At 57.0% G+C, this 15,377-nt stretch carries 14 protein-coding genes and 1 riboswitch; of the genes, 9 read left to right on the top strand and 5 right to left on the bottom strand.

Going from position 1 to position 15,377, the window contains the following annotated elements:
* Positions 1 to 40 precede the first annotated feature (40 nt).
* Positions 41 to 1,018 carry a tryptophan 2,3-dioxygenase family protein gene (locus G536_RS0118030; RefSeq protein WP_022825005.1) on the top strand — a complete coding sequence of 326 codons (978 nt, stop codon included), beginning with the start codon at positions 41 to 43 and terminating at the stop codon, positions 1,016 to 1,018.
* A 23-nt stretch (positions 1,019 to 1,041) separates the two neighbouring features.
* Positions 1,042 to 2,232 carry an acyltransferase family protein gene (locus G536_RS31600; protein ID WP_071837750.1) on the top strand — a complete coding sequence of 397 codons (1,191 nt, stop codon included), beginning with the start codon at positions 1,042 to 1,044 and terminating at the stop codon, positions 2,230 to 2,232.
* A gap of 86 nt (positions 2,233 to 2,318) precedes the next feature.
* Here G536_RS31600 and G536_RS0118020 read toward each other — a convergent pair whose 3' ends face one another.
* The 3 genes from G536_RS0118020 to G536_RS30895 all read right to left on the bottom strand — a co-directional run bounded on the left by G536_RS0118020 (position 2,319) and on the right by G536_RS30895 (position 5,116).
* Positions 2,319 to 2,843 carry a DUF2911 domain-containing protein gene (locus G536_RS0118020; protein WP_022825003.1) on the bottom strand — a complete coding sequence of 175 codons (525 nt, stop codon included), beginning with the start codon at positions 2,841 to 2,843 and terminating at the stop codon, positions 2,319 to 2,321.
* Between the two features lie 321 nt (positions 2,844 to 3,164).
* Positions 3,165 to 4,103 (bottom strand): alpha/beta fold hydrolase, encoded by a 939-nt coding sequence (locus G536_RS0118015; protein ID WP_022825002.1) that lies wholly within the window; start codon positions 4,101 to 4,103, stop codon positions 3,165 to 3,167.
* Positions 4,104 to 4,237: 134 nt separating this feature from the next.
* Positions 4,238 to 5,116, bottom strand: coding sequence for an AraC family transcriptional regulator (locus tag G536_RS30895; protein WP_022825001.1), 879 nt, complete (start codon positions 5,114 to 5,116; stop codon positions 4,238 to 4,240).
* Positions 5,117 to 5,398: 282 nt separating this feature from the next.
* A riboswitch (cobalamin riboswitch) is annotated at positions 5,399 to 5,593 on the top strand.
* 185 nt (positions 5,594 to 5,778) lie between these two features.
* Here G536_RS30895 and G536_RS0118005 point away from each other — a divergent pair.
* From G536_RS0118005 to G536_RS0117990, 4 genes are all read left to right on the top strand, one after another.
* Positions 5,779 to 6,189, top strand: coding sequence for an acyl-CoA thioesterase (locus G536_RS0118005; protein WP_022825000.1), 411 nt, complete (start codon positions 5,779 to 5,781; stop codon positions 6,187 to 6,189).
* Between the two features lie 194 nt (positions 6,190 to 6,383).
* Positions 6,384 to 6,665: a hypothetical protein gene (locus G536_RS0118000; RefSeq protein ID WP_157530740.1), complete on the top strand. Its 282-nt coding sequence runs from the start codon at positions 6,384 to 6,386 to the stop codon at positions 6,663 to 6,665.
* 167 nt (positions 6,666 to 6,832) lie between these two features.
* Entirely contained in the window at positions 6,833 to 8,410 is a 1,578-nt protein-coding gene (locus G536_RS0117995) for an NAD(P)/FAD-dependent oxidoreductase (protein ID WP_022824998.1), read from the top strand.
* A 93-nt stretch (positions 8,411 to 8,503) separates the two neighbouring features.
* Positions 8,504 to 8,863: a CoA-binding protein gene (locus G536_RS0117990; protein ID WP_022824997.1), complete on the top strand. Its 360-nt coding sequence runs from the start codon at positions 8,504 to 8,506 to the stop codon at positions 8,861 to 8,863.
* Between the two features lie 132 nt (positions 8,864 to 8,995).
* On the opposite strand, the gene G536_RS0117985 is transcribed toward G536_RS0117990, so the two are convergent.
* A complete protein-coding gene (locus G536_RS0117985) occupies positions 8,996 to 11,719 on the bottom strand; it encodes an exo-rhamnogalacturonan lyase family protein (RefSeq protein WP_022824996.1) in 2,724 nt (907 codons plus the stop codon).
* 76 nt (positions 11,720 to 11,795) lie between these two features.
* Complete coding sequence (locus G536_RS28660; protein WP_022824995.1) at positions 11,796 to 12,578, bottom strand: DUF6250 domain-containing protein; 783 nt, start codon at positions 12,576 to 12,578, stop codon at positions 11,796 to 11,798.
* 208 nt (positions 12,579 to 12,786) lie between these two features.
* Between G536_RS28660 and G536_RS0117975 the strand changes: the two genes are divergently transcribed.
* From G536_RS0117975 to G536_RS0117965, 3 genes are read left to right on the top strand one after another with little or no spacing between them, the layout of a single operon-like run.
* A complete protein-coding gene (locus G536_RS0117975; protein WP_022824994.1) occupies positions 12,787 to 13,371 on the top strand; it encodes an RNA polymerase sigma factor in 585 nt (194 codons plus the stop codon).
* Positions 13,352 to 14,191, top strand: a complete 840-nt coding sequence (locus G536_RS0117970) for a hypothetical protein (protein WP_022824993.1) — start codon at positions 13,352 to 13,354, stop codon at positions 14,189 to 14,191. The genes G536_RS0117975 and G536_RS0117970 overlap by 20 nt, the downstream gene beginning before the upstream one ends.
* 13 nt (positions 14,192 to 14,204) lie before the next feature.
* Positions 14,205 to 15,371, top strand: a complete 1,167-nt coding sequence (locus G536_RS0117965) for an outer membrane beta-barrel protein (RefSeq protein ID WP_022824992.1) — start codon at positions 14,205 to 14,207, stop codon at positions 15,369 to 15,371.
* Positions 15,372 to 15,377 lie beyond the last annotated feature (6 nt).

The raw sequence follows: 15,377 nt of genomic DNA, 5'->3' as shown, positions 1-15,377 counted from the left end.
AACAGCATTTATGCTACCACCCCTCCATCACCCTTCATTTATGTCTACCCTTCAGGACGACTTTTCGCCCGCGGTGCTGGAACAGCTGCGCCGGCTACAGGAGAAGTATGCCGCTGATGGTCAGGATCTTTCTGCTTACCTGGAAGGTCTTTACTACGCCGACTACGTTAATTACTGGGACTACATCAACCTCGACACGCTGTTGAGCTTGCAACGGCCGCTCACCCAGATTCCCGACGAGCGGATTTTCATTATGTACCACCAGATTACCGAGCTGTATTTCAAGCTTTGCCTCTGCGAGTACGAACAACTAGGCGAATTGCAGCATCCCACGCTGCAGGAAGTGGTGCTGCGCGTGGGCCGTATCAACCGCTACTTCGAGAATCTGATTGATTCGTTTGATGTGATGGTAGACGGCATGGACAAGCAGCAGTTCTTGCAGTTCCGTATGGCCCTGATGCCGGCCTCGGGCTTTCAAAGCGTGCAGTACCGGATGATTGAAATTGCCAGCACCGCCCTCGACAATTTGCTCGACAAGGAAAAACGCCGCCTGTTAGGTGAAGCCGCCGCTCACGACGAGCTATTGGGCTGCATCTACTGGAAAGCCGGCGCTACCATCGAAGAAAGCGGCGCCAAAGCCTTAACGCTGATTCAATTTGAAGAAAAATACACCTTGCAGCTAGCCGCTCACGCCGCTCATTATCAGCAGCGCAACCTTTGGAGCGTGGTGCAGCGCCTGCCCCAGGAAGACCACCACCACCCCCGCTTGCTGCGCCAGCTCAAGCAGCTCGACGTGAACGTGAATGTAAATTGGCCGCTCATGCACTTTAAATCGGCGGTGCGCTACCTAGAGCGCGACCCTACCGCCATTGCGGCCACCGGCGGCACCAACTGGAAAAAATATCTGCCTCCCAAGTTTCAGCGCCGCATTTTCTACCCGCAGCTTTGGAGTGCTCAGGAACTGGAAGACTGGGGCAAAGGCTGGGTGGAAAGCGTGCTGGAAGAAGTACGTGCATAGACAGTATTGGCCTTCAATACTTCATGTCCTCACCCCCTTCTTCTGACTGCGCAGTCCCGTCGACTACGCAATACTTCCCCGCCTTAACTGGTATTCGGGCGGTAGCCGCTTTTATTGTTTTACTGTTTCACTTAAACCCATTAACATATGCGTATCAGCCCTATGTGCTGATCCGGTGGCTTAATTATTTTATTGAGCAGCTGCATGTTGGTGTTCCTATTTTCTTTGTCTTAAGCGGCTTTTTACTAGCTAACCGTTATATAACTAGTACTGAGCTAACAGCTAGTTGGCTAAAGTTATACTTATGGAAAAGGTTTATCAGAATATATCCCATCTATTTTATTTTGACTATCGCCACGTTTTTGCTAATACAATATACCCTCGAAGCTAATGCCGGCGCTTGGCACGCGCCAGGTTTCTCCTATAAGGATAAAATAGCTACTGTTTTTTTAAACGTGACTTTATTAAAAGCATTTTTCAAAACCTATCTAACAACGGGTATTTCTACTGCGTGGTCACTAACCGTAGAAGAGAACTTTTATTTTCTGACACCTTTTTTATTTGTAAGTCTACGGCGTAGCAGTAGATACTTACTACTATACCCCATTATGTTGGTAAGTACCGGAAGCCTACTCGTCTTCATAGCATCCTTGAGCCCACGCTATATTTATGGCTTTATGGACTCTATGAATTTTATGCTACGCTTCACATTTTTTGGCCGATGCGCAGAATTCATGAGCGGCATTGGCTTAGCACTTTATATTTCTAAAGTTGCTAGAAGATCGTCAGTATCAAGCACCTTCACTATGATTGGCGTCTTGGGAATAATTTTCTGCATAATATTGCTAGCAATAATAAAATTCAACCACGTTCCAACACAGGTATGGCCGACCTCAGGCTGGTCAATAATATGCCAAAATTTCATTCTTCCTCTTTTCGTATCTACTTTATTTTACGGGCTGATATGCGAGAAGAGTTTTATTCAAAGGGTATTAAGTACGCCACTATTCTCTATTCTCGGGAAAAGCTCATACGTTTTATACCTTATTCATATTGGTCCGATTGAAAACGCTTTTACCTATTATATTTCTGATAACGTCTTATTAAAATTAGTCACCTATTATTTAACCTCAATTTTGATTTTTACATGGATTGAGGAGCCAATCAGAATAAGATTATTACGCCATAAGCCTTTTTATTTCTCATTGAAATAAATTCATACTAATACAAACGAGTCGGCCGCTGCTCTTATCAGTGAGATAAGGAACAGCGGCCGACTCGTTTGCACTCAATCTTACGCTTACTTCACCGTGAAGGCGGCCTGCGTGTTGTCCCAGGCCAGGGTGACGGTCCCGGCTTTATCGGCGGCAATGGTGAACTGCTCGACGGGGGTGGCGGTTTTAGTAGGTTTCACTTTCACGCGCAGGGCATCCTGTTTTTCATCGTACTTGAAAGCGCCCCACTGCTTGGCGGTTTTGTTGAAGATGATGGTCCACTCCTGCTCGCCGGGAATAGTAAACAAAGCATACGTACCGGCAGGCAGTGTTTGGCCGTTGATTTTAAGGTCTTTTTTAGCCTCGAAGGTGGTCGCCTCATTGGCCCCGGTACGCCACACTTTGCCGTAGGGCTCCAGTTCGCCAAACGCCTTGCGCCCTTTCAACGAAGGGCGGCTGTATTCGATGGTGAAGTTGGAGCCGGTGACGGTAGCCGGGGGGCTAGGCCGCTTGGATTTGTCATCGGACATTTTGCCTTGCGCCAGCGCGCTGCCAGCTAACAGAACGCCCCAAACAAAGAGTAGCAGAAATTTCCAGGGGTTGTTACGCATAATGAAGTGAGGAAAAAGAGTTGGAAAACGTGAACAGTAGCAGCATACTACCGGGCATAGACGTAGGTTACCAGCCAAAGACGTATGCCTGCGCCGCAAGTTGGCAAATAGCCTGCCATACCATCCTATGAGGTCAAGCAAGTAGATAGGCATTAAGCCCTCGGACTGTATAGCCGGCACAATATACTTAACTCCGGCAGTCAACAAGCCAGCACTAGCAAAACCTAGGTGGCAGGCCGGCAATCTGTTAGATGAGCATGCTGCATTGTTCCCTGTTTCTACCGTCTTCCACACTCCACAGAAGCTCCTAATCTTTTAAGATTAACGAGGCCCCTGCTGCAAAAAGCTCAACACCGCTTTCAGTACCTCAGCTGGCTTTTCCTCATACATGTAGTGGCCACTATCTAGTATACCAACCACTTCCACGTTTTCCGCCACGTAAGGTAAGCTCATCTGGAGGTAGCTATATGACACGCAGCTTCCGAGGCCCAGCACCGGCATGGCTAGGCGGCCGTAGGTGCCGGCATCAACTATGTCCTGCTCGAAAGTTTGGTACCAGGCATTGGCAGCCCGGATACTGTCGGGCTCGTTGTACGCAGCAGCATATACTGCCCGGTCGAAGGCCGACATGCGGCTATCGTCCAGCATTACGTAGGCAAACAAGTAGTCTAGCAAGAGGTGAAACCGCCCGGCTAGTAGTTGCTCCGGCAACTCTTTCACTTGATTAAACGCCATCCACCAGGCATACGGGTACTGACCGTCCATCTTCTCCTTAAACGCTCCAGCAGCCGGCAGCAACGGCATCTGCCGCATTCCTTCGCTCGGGTGCGCGCCGTCAGCTATAATAAGCCGGTTGGTGGCCTGCGGATAGTTGAACGCAAAGCTGGCCGCTACCATCCCACCAATGTCGTGGCCCAGCAACGACGCCTTGGCAATACCTAGGTGGCGCAACAGCTCATAAATATCCTGCGCCATCGTCTTTTTGTCATAACCCGCGGCGGGCTTGTCGGAACTGCCCATACCACGGATATCCACCAGCAAAACGCGGTAGTGCTGGGCTAACTCGGCAGCAATAGGGTGGTAGGAATACCAGGTTTGCGGCCAGCCCGGCAGGCAAACCAGAGCGGGGCCACTGCCCCCTTCAACGTAGTGGAGCCGCACTCCATTAACGGTAGCATAATGGTTGGTGAAACCGGGCAGGTGCTTGACGAGTTCCTCGTCGGAGTAGGCCGCTGGAGTGGCGGAAGAAAAGGTGTTCATGTGCGCAGAAATGAGGGTGATGCCATTGCCGGAAGGCAGTGGCTTTAACTACCTCAAAGGTCTGCTGCTGCTTTGCGGCTGGACACTTGATTCTTGCGCTTTACTTGCCACTTCTTGCGCTTTTCAGGCGTTACCTACCCTCGTTGAAACGCCCTAGGGCTCTGGCCGACCACCCGCTTGAAAGCTGCCGCAAAATGAGTTGGTGAGGCAAAGCCCAACGCGTCGCCAATGGCGGCTACCGGTAGCGCACCAGCCCGCAGTAGCTCCCGTGCCCGCCGGATTTTCCAGTCCAGCACATATTGGTAAGGCGAGCGGCCGGTGGTTTGCTTGAAGCGGCGGGCAAAGTGAAACACGCTCAGATTGGCCAGCCCGGCCAGCACTTCCAGCGTGATAAGTTGGTCGGCGTGAGCTTCCAGATACTCATCCAGCCGGGTCAGCACCGCGGCCGGGAGCCCCGCTCCTACCTGGCCGGCCAAGCGACGCTCGAACGTGGCGTGGCACTCAATCAGGTGGTAGCAGAGCGTGGTTGCTAAGGACTCCGCATATAGCTGCCCGAGTGTATACGACTGACTAGCAGCGGCCAGCAAGTGCTGCCCAAGCTGGGCCAGCAGCCCATCCTCGCACCGAAACCGTTCGTGCAACGTGAAATAGCGCAAGTCTAGGTCGCGGCGGGCGCGGGTTTCCAGCATCGGCGCGTCCAGGTTTAGTTGAATGATTTCCACCGGACCATCCCAACCAAAAGAGCCATATTCGCCGGCCGGGTACACGCCTACATCCCCGCCCCGAAACTGGTCGGTTTCCACGCGGTGCCCAGTTTGGCGGCTGGTTATCACGGGCTCGGTGCCTTGGTGTACCAGCACCAAGTGCTGCTCATGGGCGTGCGCCGGCAGGCTCATGGCCTCCAGCTGGTAGCGTTCCACTCGAATGCCCGGCCAGGCCAGCGGCGCACTGCTGACCAAGGCTGGGCGTTCGTACATTTCGGAAGTATAGGTATAGCGAGTGGGAGCCGACATAAAAGCAAATAACAGGACAAATGCCGACACTGGCATCAGGTGAAAAGGTTGGATCAACTACCTTCTCCCAGCCTGCGCGCCTCGTCAACGGATGTCCTTCCGACGGGAAAACAGTGCCTTCCAGGGTACCACCCAGAATGGTTCGATTGCGCCGGCAATAAAGAAGGCTGGTGCCAGGCAGCGTTTCCACGTGCTGCCTGTTTGATACCGGCTCTTTCTACTGGCTAAGCCGTAAACCTCATGCTTCCTTCTACCTTTGCCGCCGTTGTTCTTTGCTTGATTTGAATTCAGACGACGCAAGGTTTCCGGATGATACCGGAATTAATAGGGAACCGGGTGCAATTCCTGGACAGACGCGCTACTGTAAGTAACACCTAGTTTTCACTTGAGTACAGACCCATTGGCCGGCGCTAGCTGACCGAGAAGGGCAGTGAAAATGTTACGAGTCAGGAGACCTGCCTTGCGCTGCATGGATAAGGCTGCCTTCGCGACTAAGGCCCTTGTTTGGTACTGAAAAGCGCGGGGCCCTATAAGGCTGTGCTGCCTACTGGCAAATGCCGGCTGGCTAGCTATGCGTTTTTCGTTCCAGCTCGGTGCCCAAGCAACAGACAACCCAATCAGGCCAGAGGCAGTGGAATCTTCATTTTCAATCCTTCCCGCTGATGTCTGAGTTACTCGACCAAAAAATTGCCCGCGCCGAAACACGCGTTTTCAAAGCCGTTTTCCCTAATACCACCAACCACTACGACACCCTGTTCGGGGGCACTACCCTGCACATGATGGACGAGGTAGCCTTTATTACGGCCACCCGGTTCAGCCGCCTCAAGATGGTCACGGTGTCGTCCGACAAAGTGGATTTCACTCACCCGATTCCCGGCGGCAGCCTCGTGGAGCTGATTGGCAGCGTGGTACGGGTGGGTAACACCAGCTTGCAAGTGCGCGTAGATTTATTTGTGGAGCAGATGTACTCCGAAGAGCGCCACAAAGCGGTTTCGGGGCTGTTCACCTTCGTAGCAATCGATCAGGACAAGCGCCCAATACGAATTTTACAAGAGCAAATCACGCCCGCGTAGTATTTCTTAACAGAGGACAACCAGCTCATTACCAGTTAATAAACTGGAAACCAACCGTAGCTCGCTGTGTCTAGCACTATATACTGAACCTTTTTTGCTTCTGTCCCGGTTTAGAGGGCCCAATAGCATTCCACTACACTGACTTTGTTTGTTTAACAATGGACCAGCAGTACCAACCTGATTTAAAGGCACGTTTGGAAAAATCATTTGAAGAAGCCGATGAGGCCCGCGAGCAGCTCACCGAATCGATGGCCAACGCCGTAGCTACCAACTGCGACTTGCTGCACCACGGCCTAGTGAGCGCCAAAGGCCTGGAAGTCACCACTGAAATGTACCGGCACATGCTGGGCAAGCTGCTGCGCAACAGCTCTGGCGAAGTACGGGCCCAAGTGCTCGACACTTTCAACCAATCCATGGAAAAATTCTGGCCTCGCAAAAAAGCGGACAGCGCCGAGTCTTCCTTCCGCAACGAATAGGCCACCCAGTCAACTGGTCCTCCCTGGCAGGCAGTTAGCCGCACCTCGTGTGTAGCGGCAGCTCTAGCTAGGGAGGACCGGCTTTTTGCAGCCGGCCTGCTTCGTACCTTTGCATTTCAATTTTCATTACCCCCTGGTTAAAAGGATAACCACCTTTCGCCTGCTGTATGTCTGACTTCAAGCAAGAAATCGAGGTGTTGCTGCCGCCGGCAGAAGCCTACGACGAATTTGCGCGCTACCGCGCACTGCTGGCCGCTGCGGGCCTAACCCCCGGCGAAGCCGATTTTGTGCACCTGCGCAAACGCTCCATTGACGCCCGTGGGCGGCAGCCGCTAGTGCGCCTACGCGCTGATATCTACCCAACGGCCCCTCCTGCTGACTTATTCGGCCCGTGGTTTCAGTACCCCGATGTCAGCCAAGCCCGGCGCTCGGTGCTGATTGTGGGTGCCGGCCCGGCGGGGCTGTTTGCGGCGTTAAGGGCCATTGAGCTGGGTATTCGGCCGGTGGTGCTGGAGCGGGGCAAGGATGTGCGCACCCGCCGCCGCGACTTGGCCGCCCTCAACAAGGAGCACCTCGTCAACCCCGATTCCAACTACTGCTTCGGGGAAGGCGGCGCGGGCACCTATTCCGATGGCAAGCTTTATACCCGCGCTACCAAGCGTGGCGACGTTGGCCGCATCCTGCGCCTGTTGGTGCAGCACGGCGCCACCCCCGATATTCTGGTGGACGCCCACCCCCACATCGGTACCAACAAGCTGCCGCTGGTGGTAGCCGCCCTGCGCGACAGTATCCGGCAGGCCGGCGGCGAGGTGCGCTTCGATACCCGCGTAACCGACTTGGTGCTGGAAAACCAGCGGCTGCGAGGCGTGGTTACGACTTCGGGCGAGGCACTGGAAGCCGATGCCGTTATTCTAGCCACCGGCCACTCTGCCCGCGACATCTACGAGTTACTGCACCGGCGCGGCGTGCTTATCGAGGCCAAGCCGTTTGCGCTGGGCGTGCGGGTCGAGCACCAGCAGCAGCTGATTGACCAGGCGCAATACCGGTTGCCGGAACGCGGACCGTTGCCGGCCGCGTCTTATTCGTTGGTACACCAAACGCAGTGGCAGGGCAAGCAGCGGGGCGTGTTTTCGTTCTGTATGTGCCCTGGCGGCTTTATTGTGCCGGCGGCCACCGCGCCCGGTGAGGTGGTAGTAAACGGCATGAGCCCCAGCCGCCGCGATTCGCGGTTTGCCAATTCCGGTATCGTTACGGCTATTGAGTTGGAAGATATGGACCTTCGCCAGCATGGTGCCCTAGCCGGCTTACGGCTTCAGGAGCAAATCGAGCAGCGCGCCTGCCGCTTGGCTGGCAACACCCAGCTAGCCCCGGCGCAGCGCCTCGGCGACTTTCTGAAAGGCAAGGTATCAGCAGAATTGCTGGAAACTAGCTACCAGCCCGGTTTGGTGCCCGTGTCCATGGACGACGTGCTGGGTGCGGGCTTGGCGGAACGACTACGGCAGGGCTTCCGCAACTTCGGGCAGAAAATACCGGGCTACGCCACCAACGCCGCCCAGATTGTGGGCGTGGAAAGCCGGACCTCCTCCCCCGTCCGCATCCCCCGCGACCGGGACACCCTGGAACACCCTGAGGTGCAGGGCCTGTTCCCGTGCGGCGAAGGTGCAGGCTACGCCGGCGGCATTGTGTCGGCGGCCATGGACGGTGAGCGGTGCGCCGAAGCGGTTCTGGCAGCCATTCGCGGTTAGCTGCGACGCCACGATTTGCGTAATAGGTTTATTAATTAGGTTGATTTCACCTCACCAAAAAGCTAACAGCCACCGGCTACTAGCTAACAGCTTATGAAAAAGACTCTCGTTCTCGGCGCCAGCGACAATCCGGCCCGCTACTCTTACCGGGCCGTGCATCAACTGAAAAACCACGGCCACGAAGTGGTACCCGTCGGCATCCGGAAAGGCCAGGTGGCAGGCCTCGACATTCACACCGACCGGCCCACGGCTGATGAGGTGGATACCGTAACGCTGTACGTGGGCCCACAAAACCAGCCCACCTGGTACGACTACATCCTGGATTTGAACCCTAAGCGCATCATCTTCAACCCCGGTACCGAAAACCCCGAATTGGAGCGCCTGGCGCACGAACGGGGCATCCGGACGGAAGAAGCTTGTACGCTGGTAATGCTCAGCGTTGGGCAGTACTAATAGCCGTTCTCTTGGCTCATTAAAAGGCCCTTCGGACTATCTGGCTCTGCTGAGTGTCGGACAGTCCGAAGGGCCTTTTTAATGAGCTTACACCTAATCATCGGCTGGCTTTTGCCAGAACCACAACCGTTACTAGCCTGGAATTACTTCTCCAACTAACGCTAGGCACTGGATGGCGGCCAATCCCCACTGCGCTACCGCATTCGTTGAGACGTCTGGAATTTCTTCCACCGGATTCAGTACCTGTGGGCCTTGCAGCTGGCGGGCAGGCTGATGGCTGGTGAAGCCGCCTGAGGCGTGGTAAAACTCATGCCAAGCGCGTTCTGCCAGCTTTCTATCTTTCTGCTGTGCCGCCGCATACGCCGTAAGTCGCGAGTGGCCCTGCCGAAGGTTGAGCTTGCCCAACGATTCACCGAGCCGAGCCGCCTGCTCTGTTTCTGAGGCGTTGTATAGCTCGCAGTACGCCAGCCATGCTTGCTTGAACGCTGGCATATCCACCAGGGCTACCAGTTCCGCGCAGACTTCGGGCAGTCCAAACACGGCGTTCAGGTGCTGGGCGTACGGCTTGGTATCGGTTGATAAACGGAAGTTGCCGGTTTCCACATCCAGCAGTGCACTGCCGGTGAAAAAGCCATGGGGCTGCGCCGCTAGGGTGCGCATGCTGTTGAGCAGCTTCTGTTTGATTTGCGAGCTGCCGGTTCGCTCCCACTCAGTGAGCCAAGCGGCCGCAATAGCGCCCCAGTCGGTGCCGAACGAGCAATACGCTTCGGTGGGTGTGGTCCCTGATTTGCGCGGGTCGTCTTGGGGGAGCTTGCGGCCGGGTTGGATGGCGAGCAGCGCCTTGGCCGCGGGCACCTGTTCGCGCAGCAAGTCCCCCACCCGCTCATCGGCCGTCAGATAATAATAAAAGCGGCGGTTGGCGGCGGTGCTGATACGTAGCTGCTTGGCACTGTCGCCCCAGTGCAGCACGTTGTGCCGGGAGCCTAGCGGTGCGAATTGCCCGAGGTGGTGCACATCTACCTCGCCGGTGTGGCGCGTCATGGCTTCTGCCATCCGGAATACGTCGGCGCGGCCGGTGCGCAGGAAGTAGTACCACAGCCACATATCGGTGGACAGCTCGGAGTTGTCCCAGGCAAAGCCACCGATGTCATACTTCCAGACGTGCCGGCTTTCGTCGTAGCTGTGCATCACGTCGCCGTAGTTCCAGAACCCGTACCAGGAACGCTGATCCACCTGCTTCTTGTAGAAGTCGAAGTACTTACCTAGTTGCTGTTCGATGGCGGCCTTGGCGGGCACGGCCGGGTCGGGCACGCTCCAGTTGCCTCCAAACACGGCTTGGGCTTGCAGATACGCGGGAGTGCAAGCCAACACGGGCGGTGCTTGCAGCACTTCAGCCAGGGCAGCCAGCTCGGGGGCTGATGGCGTAGCGGGCAGCGCCCACAGCATCAACTCACTGGTGCGCGCCACGCCTTTTGGGGTTCCAAAACCGGGTTCGTAGTCTTCGTAGGTGATATCGAGGCCTTCGCGCTGCTTGGCGAAGGTGTCCTGCCCTAAGCCATCGTGGTAGAAGCGCAAATCCATTGGAGGCGCGTCGGGGGCCCACAGCCACAGGGTAACGTCGGCCTGGGCGGTGGCGGCATTGCGGATGTCGAGCTGGGCAGGGTGGCTCTGCCAGAAGTTCCGGATGCCAAACGCAAGGCCGCCCGTGGGGCTCCCAGCGTAGGCCAGGCCCGCGGCGCGGCGGCCAGTGGCAGCGTTGAGCCAGGTAAACCCTGGGCGGGTGCGCTTGCGCACCGTGAACGAGTCGGCGGAGGGCTGCACCAGCGTATAGTCGCCGAAAGCGGGAATGTATTCCAGGTTACGGGCCACCGCCGCCGGAAATTCCTTGGTATCTGGGGTGGCTTTGCCGGCCACTTGCGCATCAGTAATGGCCGGGCCGGGGTCGCGCCGCAAGCCGGTCAGGCCTCGTACCGCCTCCGCAAAAACGCTTTTGTCTTCGCCTACAAACCGAATATGCCGGTCGTGCAAAGGCGCGTTCAGCGGCACCGTGCAGCGAATTCCCAGGCCTTTGATAAAGTCGCGGGATTCGTCGCCATCGTAGGTAATTGTGTGCATGATGCGCACGGCCTCACTACCCGCGTAGAAGTACAAGCGCAGCACGAAAGGCAACCACGCGCGCTGGCCCTGGCGGTGCTTGCCTTCCAGCTTCACCACAACCCGCACCGGCCCGGTTTGCTCCACGGTTAAGCCACTGATTTCGCCAGTGAATTCCTGAGTGTGCACCGCGCCGGCCTGTTCGGTGTCTACGCTGTCTTGGGTGAGCAGCACCAGTCGGCCGTTGGTTACCAGTGCCTGCCCGCCCTGGCTGATGCTCAGGAAGGCAGTACCCTGCTTGCTCACTTGACACTGGATTTTGCCGGTATCAATGGTTACAGCGGTGGCTGATTCCGTGATGTGGATGCCGCCAGACGTAGCGGCTTTGCCGGCCCGAAGTGACAAACCAGCCGAGCGCGCCGGCTCCAAGTAGGCCGCGTGGCCCGACCATTTGAGGGAGCCGTCGGGCCAGAACGCCAGCGGCCAGCTTTGCACCGCCAGTGCCTCGCCCTGCTGGTTGCGCAGGGTGAATCTGGTACTAGGCTTGTGTTTGCCTTTGGGCCAGGGCACGCCCCAGGTAACGCCCGCAGCCCGGCGTAGAGGGGCATCGGTTAGCCAGCGGAGCGGCACCTGGTTGGTTGCGTCGGCAGTTGAAGAGCCCTCAGCCAGGACTGCAGCCCAAGCCGGCACCAAAGAAAGTGAGGCCCCAGCAAACAGGGAACTTCGAACGAAGGCGCGGCGGGAAAGAAGAAATGGCGGCACTACGGGGAAGTAAAAAGTAAGTTAAGAAGAGGAGCCACAGAGCACTTATTCGGTGGTCGAACTGGCTATGACGCCTCTATTCCAGCTGGTACACGCGCAAGTCCGTTATTTCTTGGCGGGACTTGGTGGCGCGGAAACCGAAGTACCCTTCCGGCAACGGGGCCGGGTCTTGGTAGGTGAAAAAACAGCGGCCATCCACCCAAAAGCTGGTAGTACCGTTCTGCACCACGGTTTTGATTTTGTATTCGTGGTTGGGGGCCAACAGGTGCGCAACGTCGGTGTACTCTTGTAGAAGCGTGCGGGTGCCATTGCGCTGATATTTGCGAAAGCGCGTGGTGGTGTTGGTATTGCCGCCCATGCCCACATAATACATCGGAAGCTGGTCGTAGTCTTCGAACTTGCCGCTGCGTTTGGCGAGACTAGTGCCAGTAGGCTCACTGGCCATCCAGAACTGGTTCAAGTCTGAAAGCCGGTCGTTGGGTTGGTTTGCTACCAGCACCTTGCGGGTGTATTCAATTTGCAGGTTGCCGCGCAGTGGTTGTTTTAGCCAGACTGTCACGCCGCCTTGCGTATTCAGCACCAGCTTGCCTTGTTTGGCATACACGCTGGAATTGGGCAGCGGCTCTATTTCTACGCGCCACCGCAGCGTATCCAGCGTGTTGAACTGGTCAGCGAAGAGCAGCTTTTTGCGGCTTCTGGCAGGTACTGTCGCGCTGTCGGCGGCCGGCATAGGTTTAGGAGCGTGGTTGGCGGCAAGCGCAACGCAGCAAGCTGCTCCTACCAGAGCGTACCCCGCCACGCTAGGCCGCGTACCCGTAACACTTTTGTTGGCGCGCATAAACAAGGAAAAGCCTTTCATGGCCGGCAATATACTCCTGTAGCCCGCCCCGCCGATAAAACCCGTTCTACGCTCCCTGTGGTGGCTTTGCTTACCTAACTTCTGGCCGCACTTAAAACCGGGGTTGCATGCAGTACAATTTATTTTTCTTTTTCAGGCAACCCTTCCCCCCAAGCTACCATCTACCCCACCAAACGCGCTAGTATTGTTTGAACTTTAGGCCTACCCCGTGACTGATGCTGACCTCATAGCTGCTTGCTGCCAAGGCAGTAGCCGCGCCCAAAAGCTGCTCTACGAGCGGTTCGCGGGCATGATGCTGGGCGTGTGTCTGCGCTACCTGCGCCGCCGCGAAGATGCGGAAGAGGCCCTGCTCAGCGGCTTCGCCAAAACGTTTCGGGCCCTGACCCAGTACCGGCACGAGGGCAGCTTCGAGGGCTGGATTCGGCGGATTATGGTGAACGAGGCCCTAGGCATGCTCCGCCGCAAGGAGCCGCTGCACCTCGCCATCGACGACCTGACGTACGACGTACCAGCCACGGCCGCCGAAGCCGAAAGCCAGCTCAACGCCGCCGACATGCTGGCGCTGCTGGCCGACCTGCCCGCCGGCTACCGTACGGTATTCAACTTGTATGCCCTGGAAGGGTATACCCATCCTGAGATTGGCGAACTGCTGGGCATATCGGAAGGTACCAGCAAGTCGCAGCTCAGCAAGGCGCGGGCCATGCTCCAGCGCCGCCTGGTAGCCGCCAGCCAAACGGCCACTCCTTCCTCCAACGCTTCACCGAAAGAACTCTATGCAACCGGAAGATATTGATAAGCTGTTTCGGGACCGACTGGAGGGCCACGCGCCCACCCCGCCGGCCTACCTCTGGAACCAACTCGAAGAAGAGCTGCAACCCGCTAAAAAGCGTCCCGTGCTTTGGATGTGGGCCACTGCTGCCGCCGTAGCCCTGCTGTTGGTAAGTGGCATTCTGTGGCTGCAATTGGGGCATACTAGCGGCCCCGCTCCGCTGGCTACTACCACGCAACCCGCTGCCACTAACTCGCAAAAACAGGCCGTTGCTGACACAGAAAAAAAAGAAGAAATAGCCGCTACCACCCAGGCAACCCCACCCACCAGTTCCGCATCTAGCCCCACAGAAGCAGTTGCTGCCAAGGACCCAGCCGCACTACCTCACCGCTCGAAAAGCGTGCACGCCCCAGAGCAAAAACAGCTGGCCGCCACAAGCGGCCCGCGCAACCAGGAAAGCCGCCGGGCTTCCGCCGCCTTGAAACCACAGCCTACGCCTCCTGCCCCCGAGGTTCTGGCCGCTACCACCCCCACGACGCAACCGGAGCGTTCGGCCTTGGTAGCTACCCCGGAACCTGCTCCCCGGCCGCAGGTAGCCACTGTTGCCTTAGCCGCCGCTCCAACCGGCCCGATTGAGGTGGAAGTACGGCGCGGCACCGAAACGCCAACGGTAGCTACGGCCGCCAGCGAAAACCGCCGCAGCCTAGGGGGTATTCTGTTACGCCAAGCCCGCAATGTGGTAAAAGGCGACCGGGTAAGTCTGGCTGAGACCGGACTACCCGAAACTGTAACGGTGGAAGCCCGTGTAGCCGGCCGCACCATAACCAAAGTGATTCAACTCTAATCTTCCCTTCGTCATGAAACGCCTCTCCTCCTTGCTAGCCGCCTCCCTGATGCTAGCTCTGGCCTCTCCTTCCTTCGCTCGCTCTACCTCTGCTCGCCCTGCCTTCCCTGCCCACCACCTTGATGATACTATTGTGGTGAAGCTACCCAACCAGGCCACCATGACGCTGTTCGTGAAAAACAAGCAGCAACTGCGCGAAATGCGGGCTTACAAGCTCGATTCACTGATCCTGCTACTCGACACCTACATCACGCAGGCCGAAACGGCCGGTAAGAACTCCAAGTCGGAGCAGGTGACCATGGAATTCTACCCTGCCAAGGACCAACCCGGCAAGCAGGTGCCCGAGCAGATCCGCATTACGATGCGCAACGACCAAGGCAGCAAAAGCACCCGTAGCGGCGACAAAGTGGAAGTGAACATGGGCCGCGTGTTTGGGATGAAGGTGGAAGAAAACGCCGATGGCAAGGGCGGCGACCGGGTATCGGTGCACGTAGGCGACTACGGTAAAGATTCTCTGGCCACGGCCAAGCGCAAAGCCAAAAGAGAGGCCGAGCGCAACCGCGCCGTGCACAACAACTTCACCATCGACCTGGGCTTGAACACGCTGACCGATGTCAAGGCGCAGCCCGGCCAGATGGAGCCCGACCTCAAGCCCGTCGGCTCGCGCTACGTTAGCCTCAACTGGCTCTACGATATTCGGGTGGGTAAAGTAGGTTCGCCTTTCCACCTGATGACGGGCCCCGAGCTGTCGTTCAACAACTATATGCTCGACAACAACGCCCGCTTTATCAACACCAACGGCGTCACGACCATAGCCTCCGAATCGGACCGCAGCCTGGACAAGAGCAAGCTGGCCGTTACGACCCTGAACCTGCCGCTGATGGCTTCGCTCCGCTTCAAAGGCAACAACGACAAAGACGGCTTCCGCATCGGGGCGGGGGGGTTTGCTGGTTACCGGTTGGGCTCGCACACCAAAATTAAGTACAGCGAAGAGGGCCGCACCCGCAAAGACAAAGACCGGGGCAGCTATAACCTCAACGACTTCCAGTACGGCCTGCAAGGGTTTATCGGCATCCGCAGCCTGGAACTGTTCGGCAAATACCACCTCAACGACCTGTTCAGCAACGACCGGGGCATCCAGGCCCAAACCCTCAGCTTCGGCATCACGCTGCTCCACTAGGCGGCG

Source organism: Hymenobacter norwichensis DSM 15439 (assembly GCF_000420705.1).
GTDB lineage: Bacteria > Bacteroidota > Bacteroidia > Cytophagales > Hymenobacteraceae > Hymenobacter > Hymenobacter norwichensis.
This window is presented reverse-complemented; position numbering and strand designations above follow the sequence as displayed.

What these genes read in the sequence shown, in the direction of transcription:
- G536_RS0118030 (WP_022825005.1), top strand. Translation starts at nt 41, where the DNA reads ATGTCTACCCTTCAGGACGACTTTTCGCCCGCGGTGCTGGAACAGCTG.
- G536_RS31600 (WP_071837750.1), top strand. Translation starts at nt 1,042, where the DNA reads ATGTCCTCACCCCCTTCTTCTGACTGCGCAGTCCCGTCGACTACGCAA.
- G536_RS0118020 (WP_022825003.1), bottom strand. Translation starts at nt 2,843, where the DNA reads ATGCGTAACAACCCCTGGAAATTTCTGCTACTCTTTGTTTGGGGCGTT.
- G536_RS0118015 (WP_022825002.1), bottom strand. Translation starts at nt 4,103, where the DNA reads ATGAACACCTTTTCTTCCGCCACTCCAGCGGCCTACTCCGACGAGGAA.
- G536_RS30895 (WP_022825001.1), bottom strand. Translation starts at nt 5,116, where the DNA reads ATGTCGGCTCCCACTCGCTATACCTATACTTCCGAAATGTACGAACGC.
- G536_RS0118005 (WP_022825000.1), top strand. Translation starts at nt 5,779, where the DNA reads ATGTCTGAGTTACTCGACCAAAAAATTGCCCGCGCCGAAACACGCGTT.
- G536_RS0117995 (WP_022824998.1), top strand. Translation starts at nt 6,833, where the DNA reads ATGTCTGACTTCAAGCAAGAAATCGAGGTGTTGCTGCCGCCGGCAGAA.
- G536_RS0117990 (WP_022824997.1), top strand. Translation starts at nt 8,504, where the DNA reads ATGAAAAAGACTCTCGTTCTCGGCGCCAGCGACAATCCGGCCCGCTAC.
- G536_RS28660 (WP_022824995.1), bottom strand. Translation starts at nt 12,578, where the DNA reads ATGAAAGGCTTTTCCTTGTTTATGCGCGCCAACAAAAGTGTTACGGGT.
- G536_RS0117970 (WP_022824993.1), top strand. Translation starts at nt 13,352, where the DNA reads ATGCAACCGGAAGATATTGATAAGCTGTTTCGGGACCGACTGGAGGGC.
- G536_RS0117965 (WP_022824992.1), top strand. Translation starts at nt 14,205, where the DNA reads ATGAAACGCCTCTCCTCCTTGCTAGCCGCCTCCCTGATGCTAGCTCTG.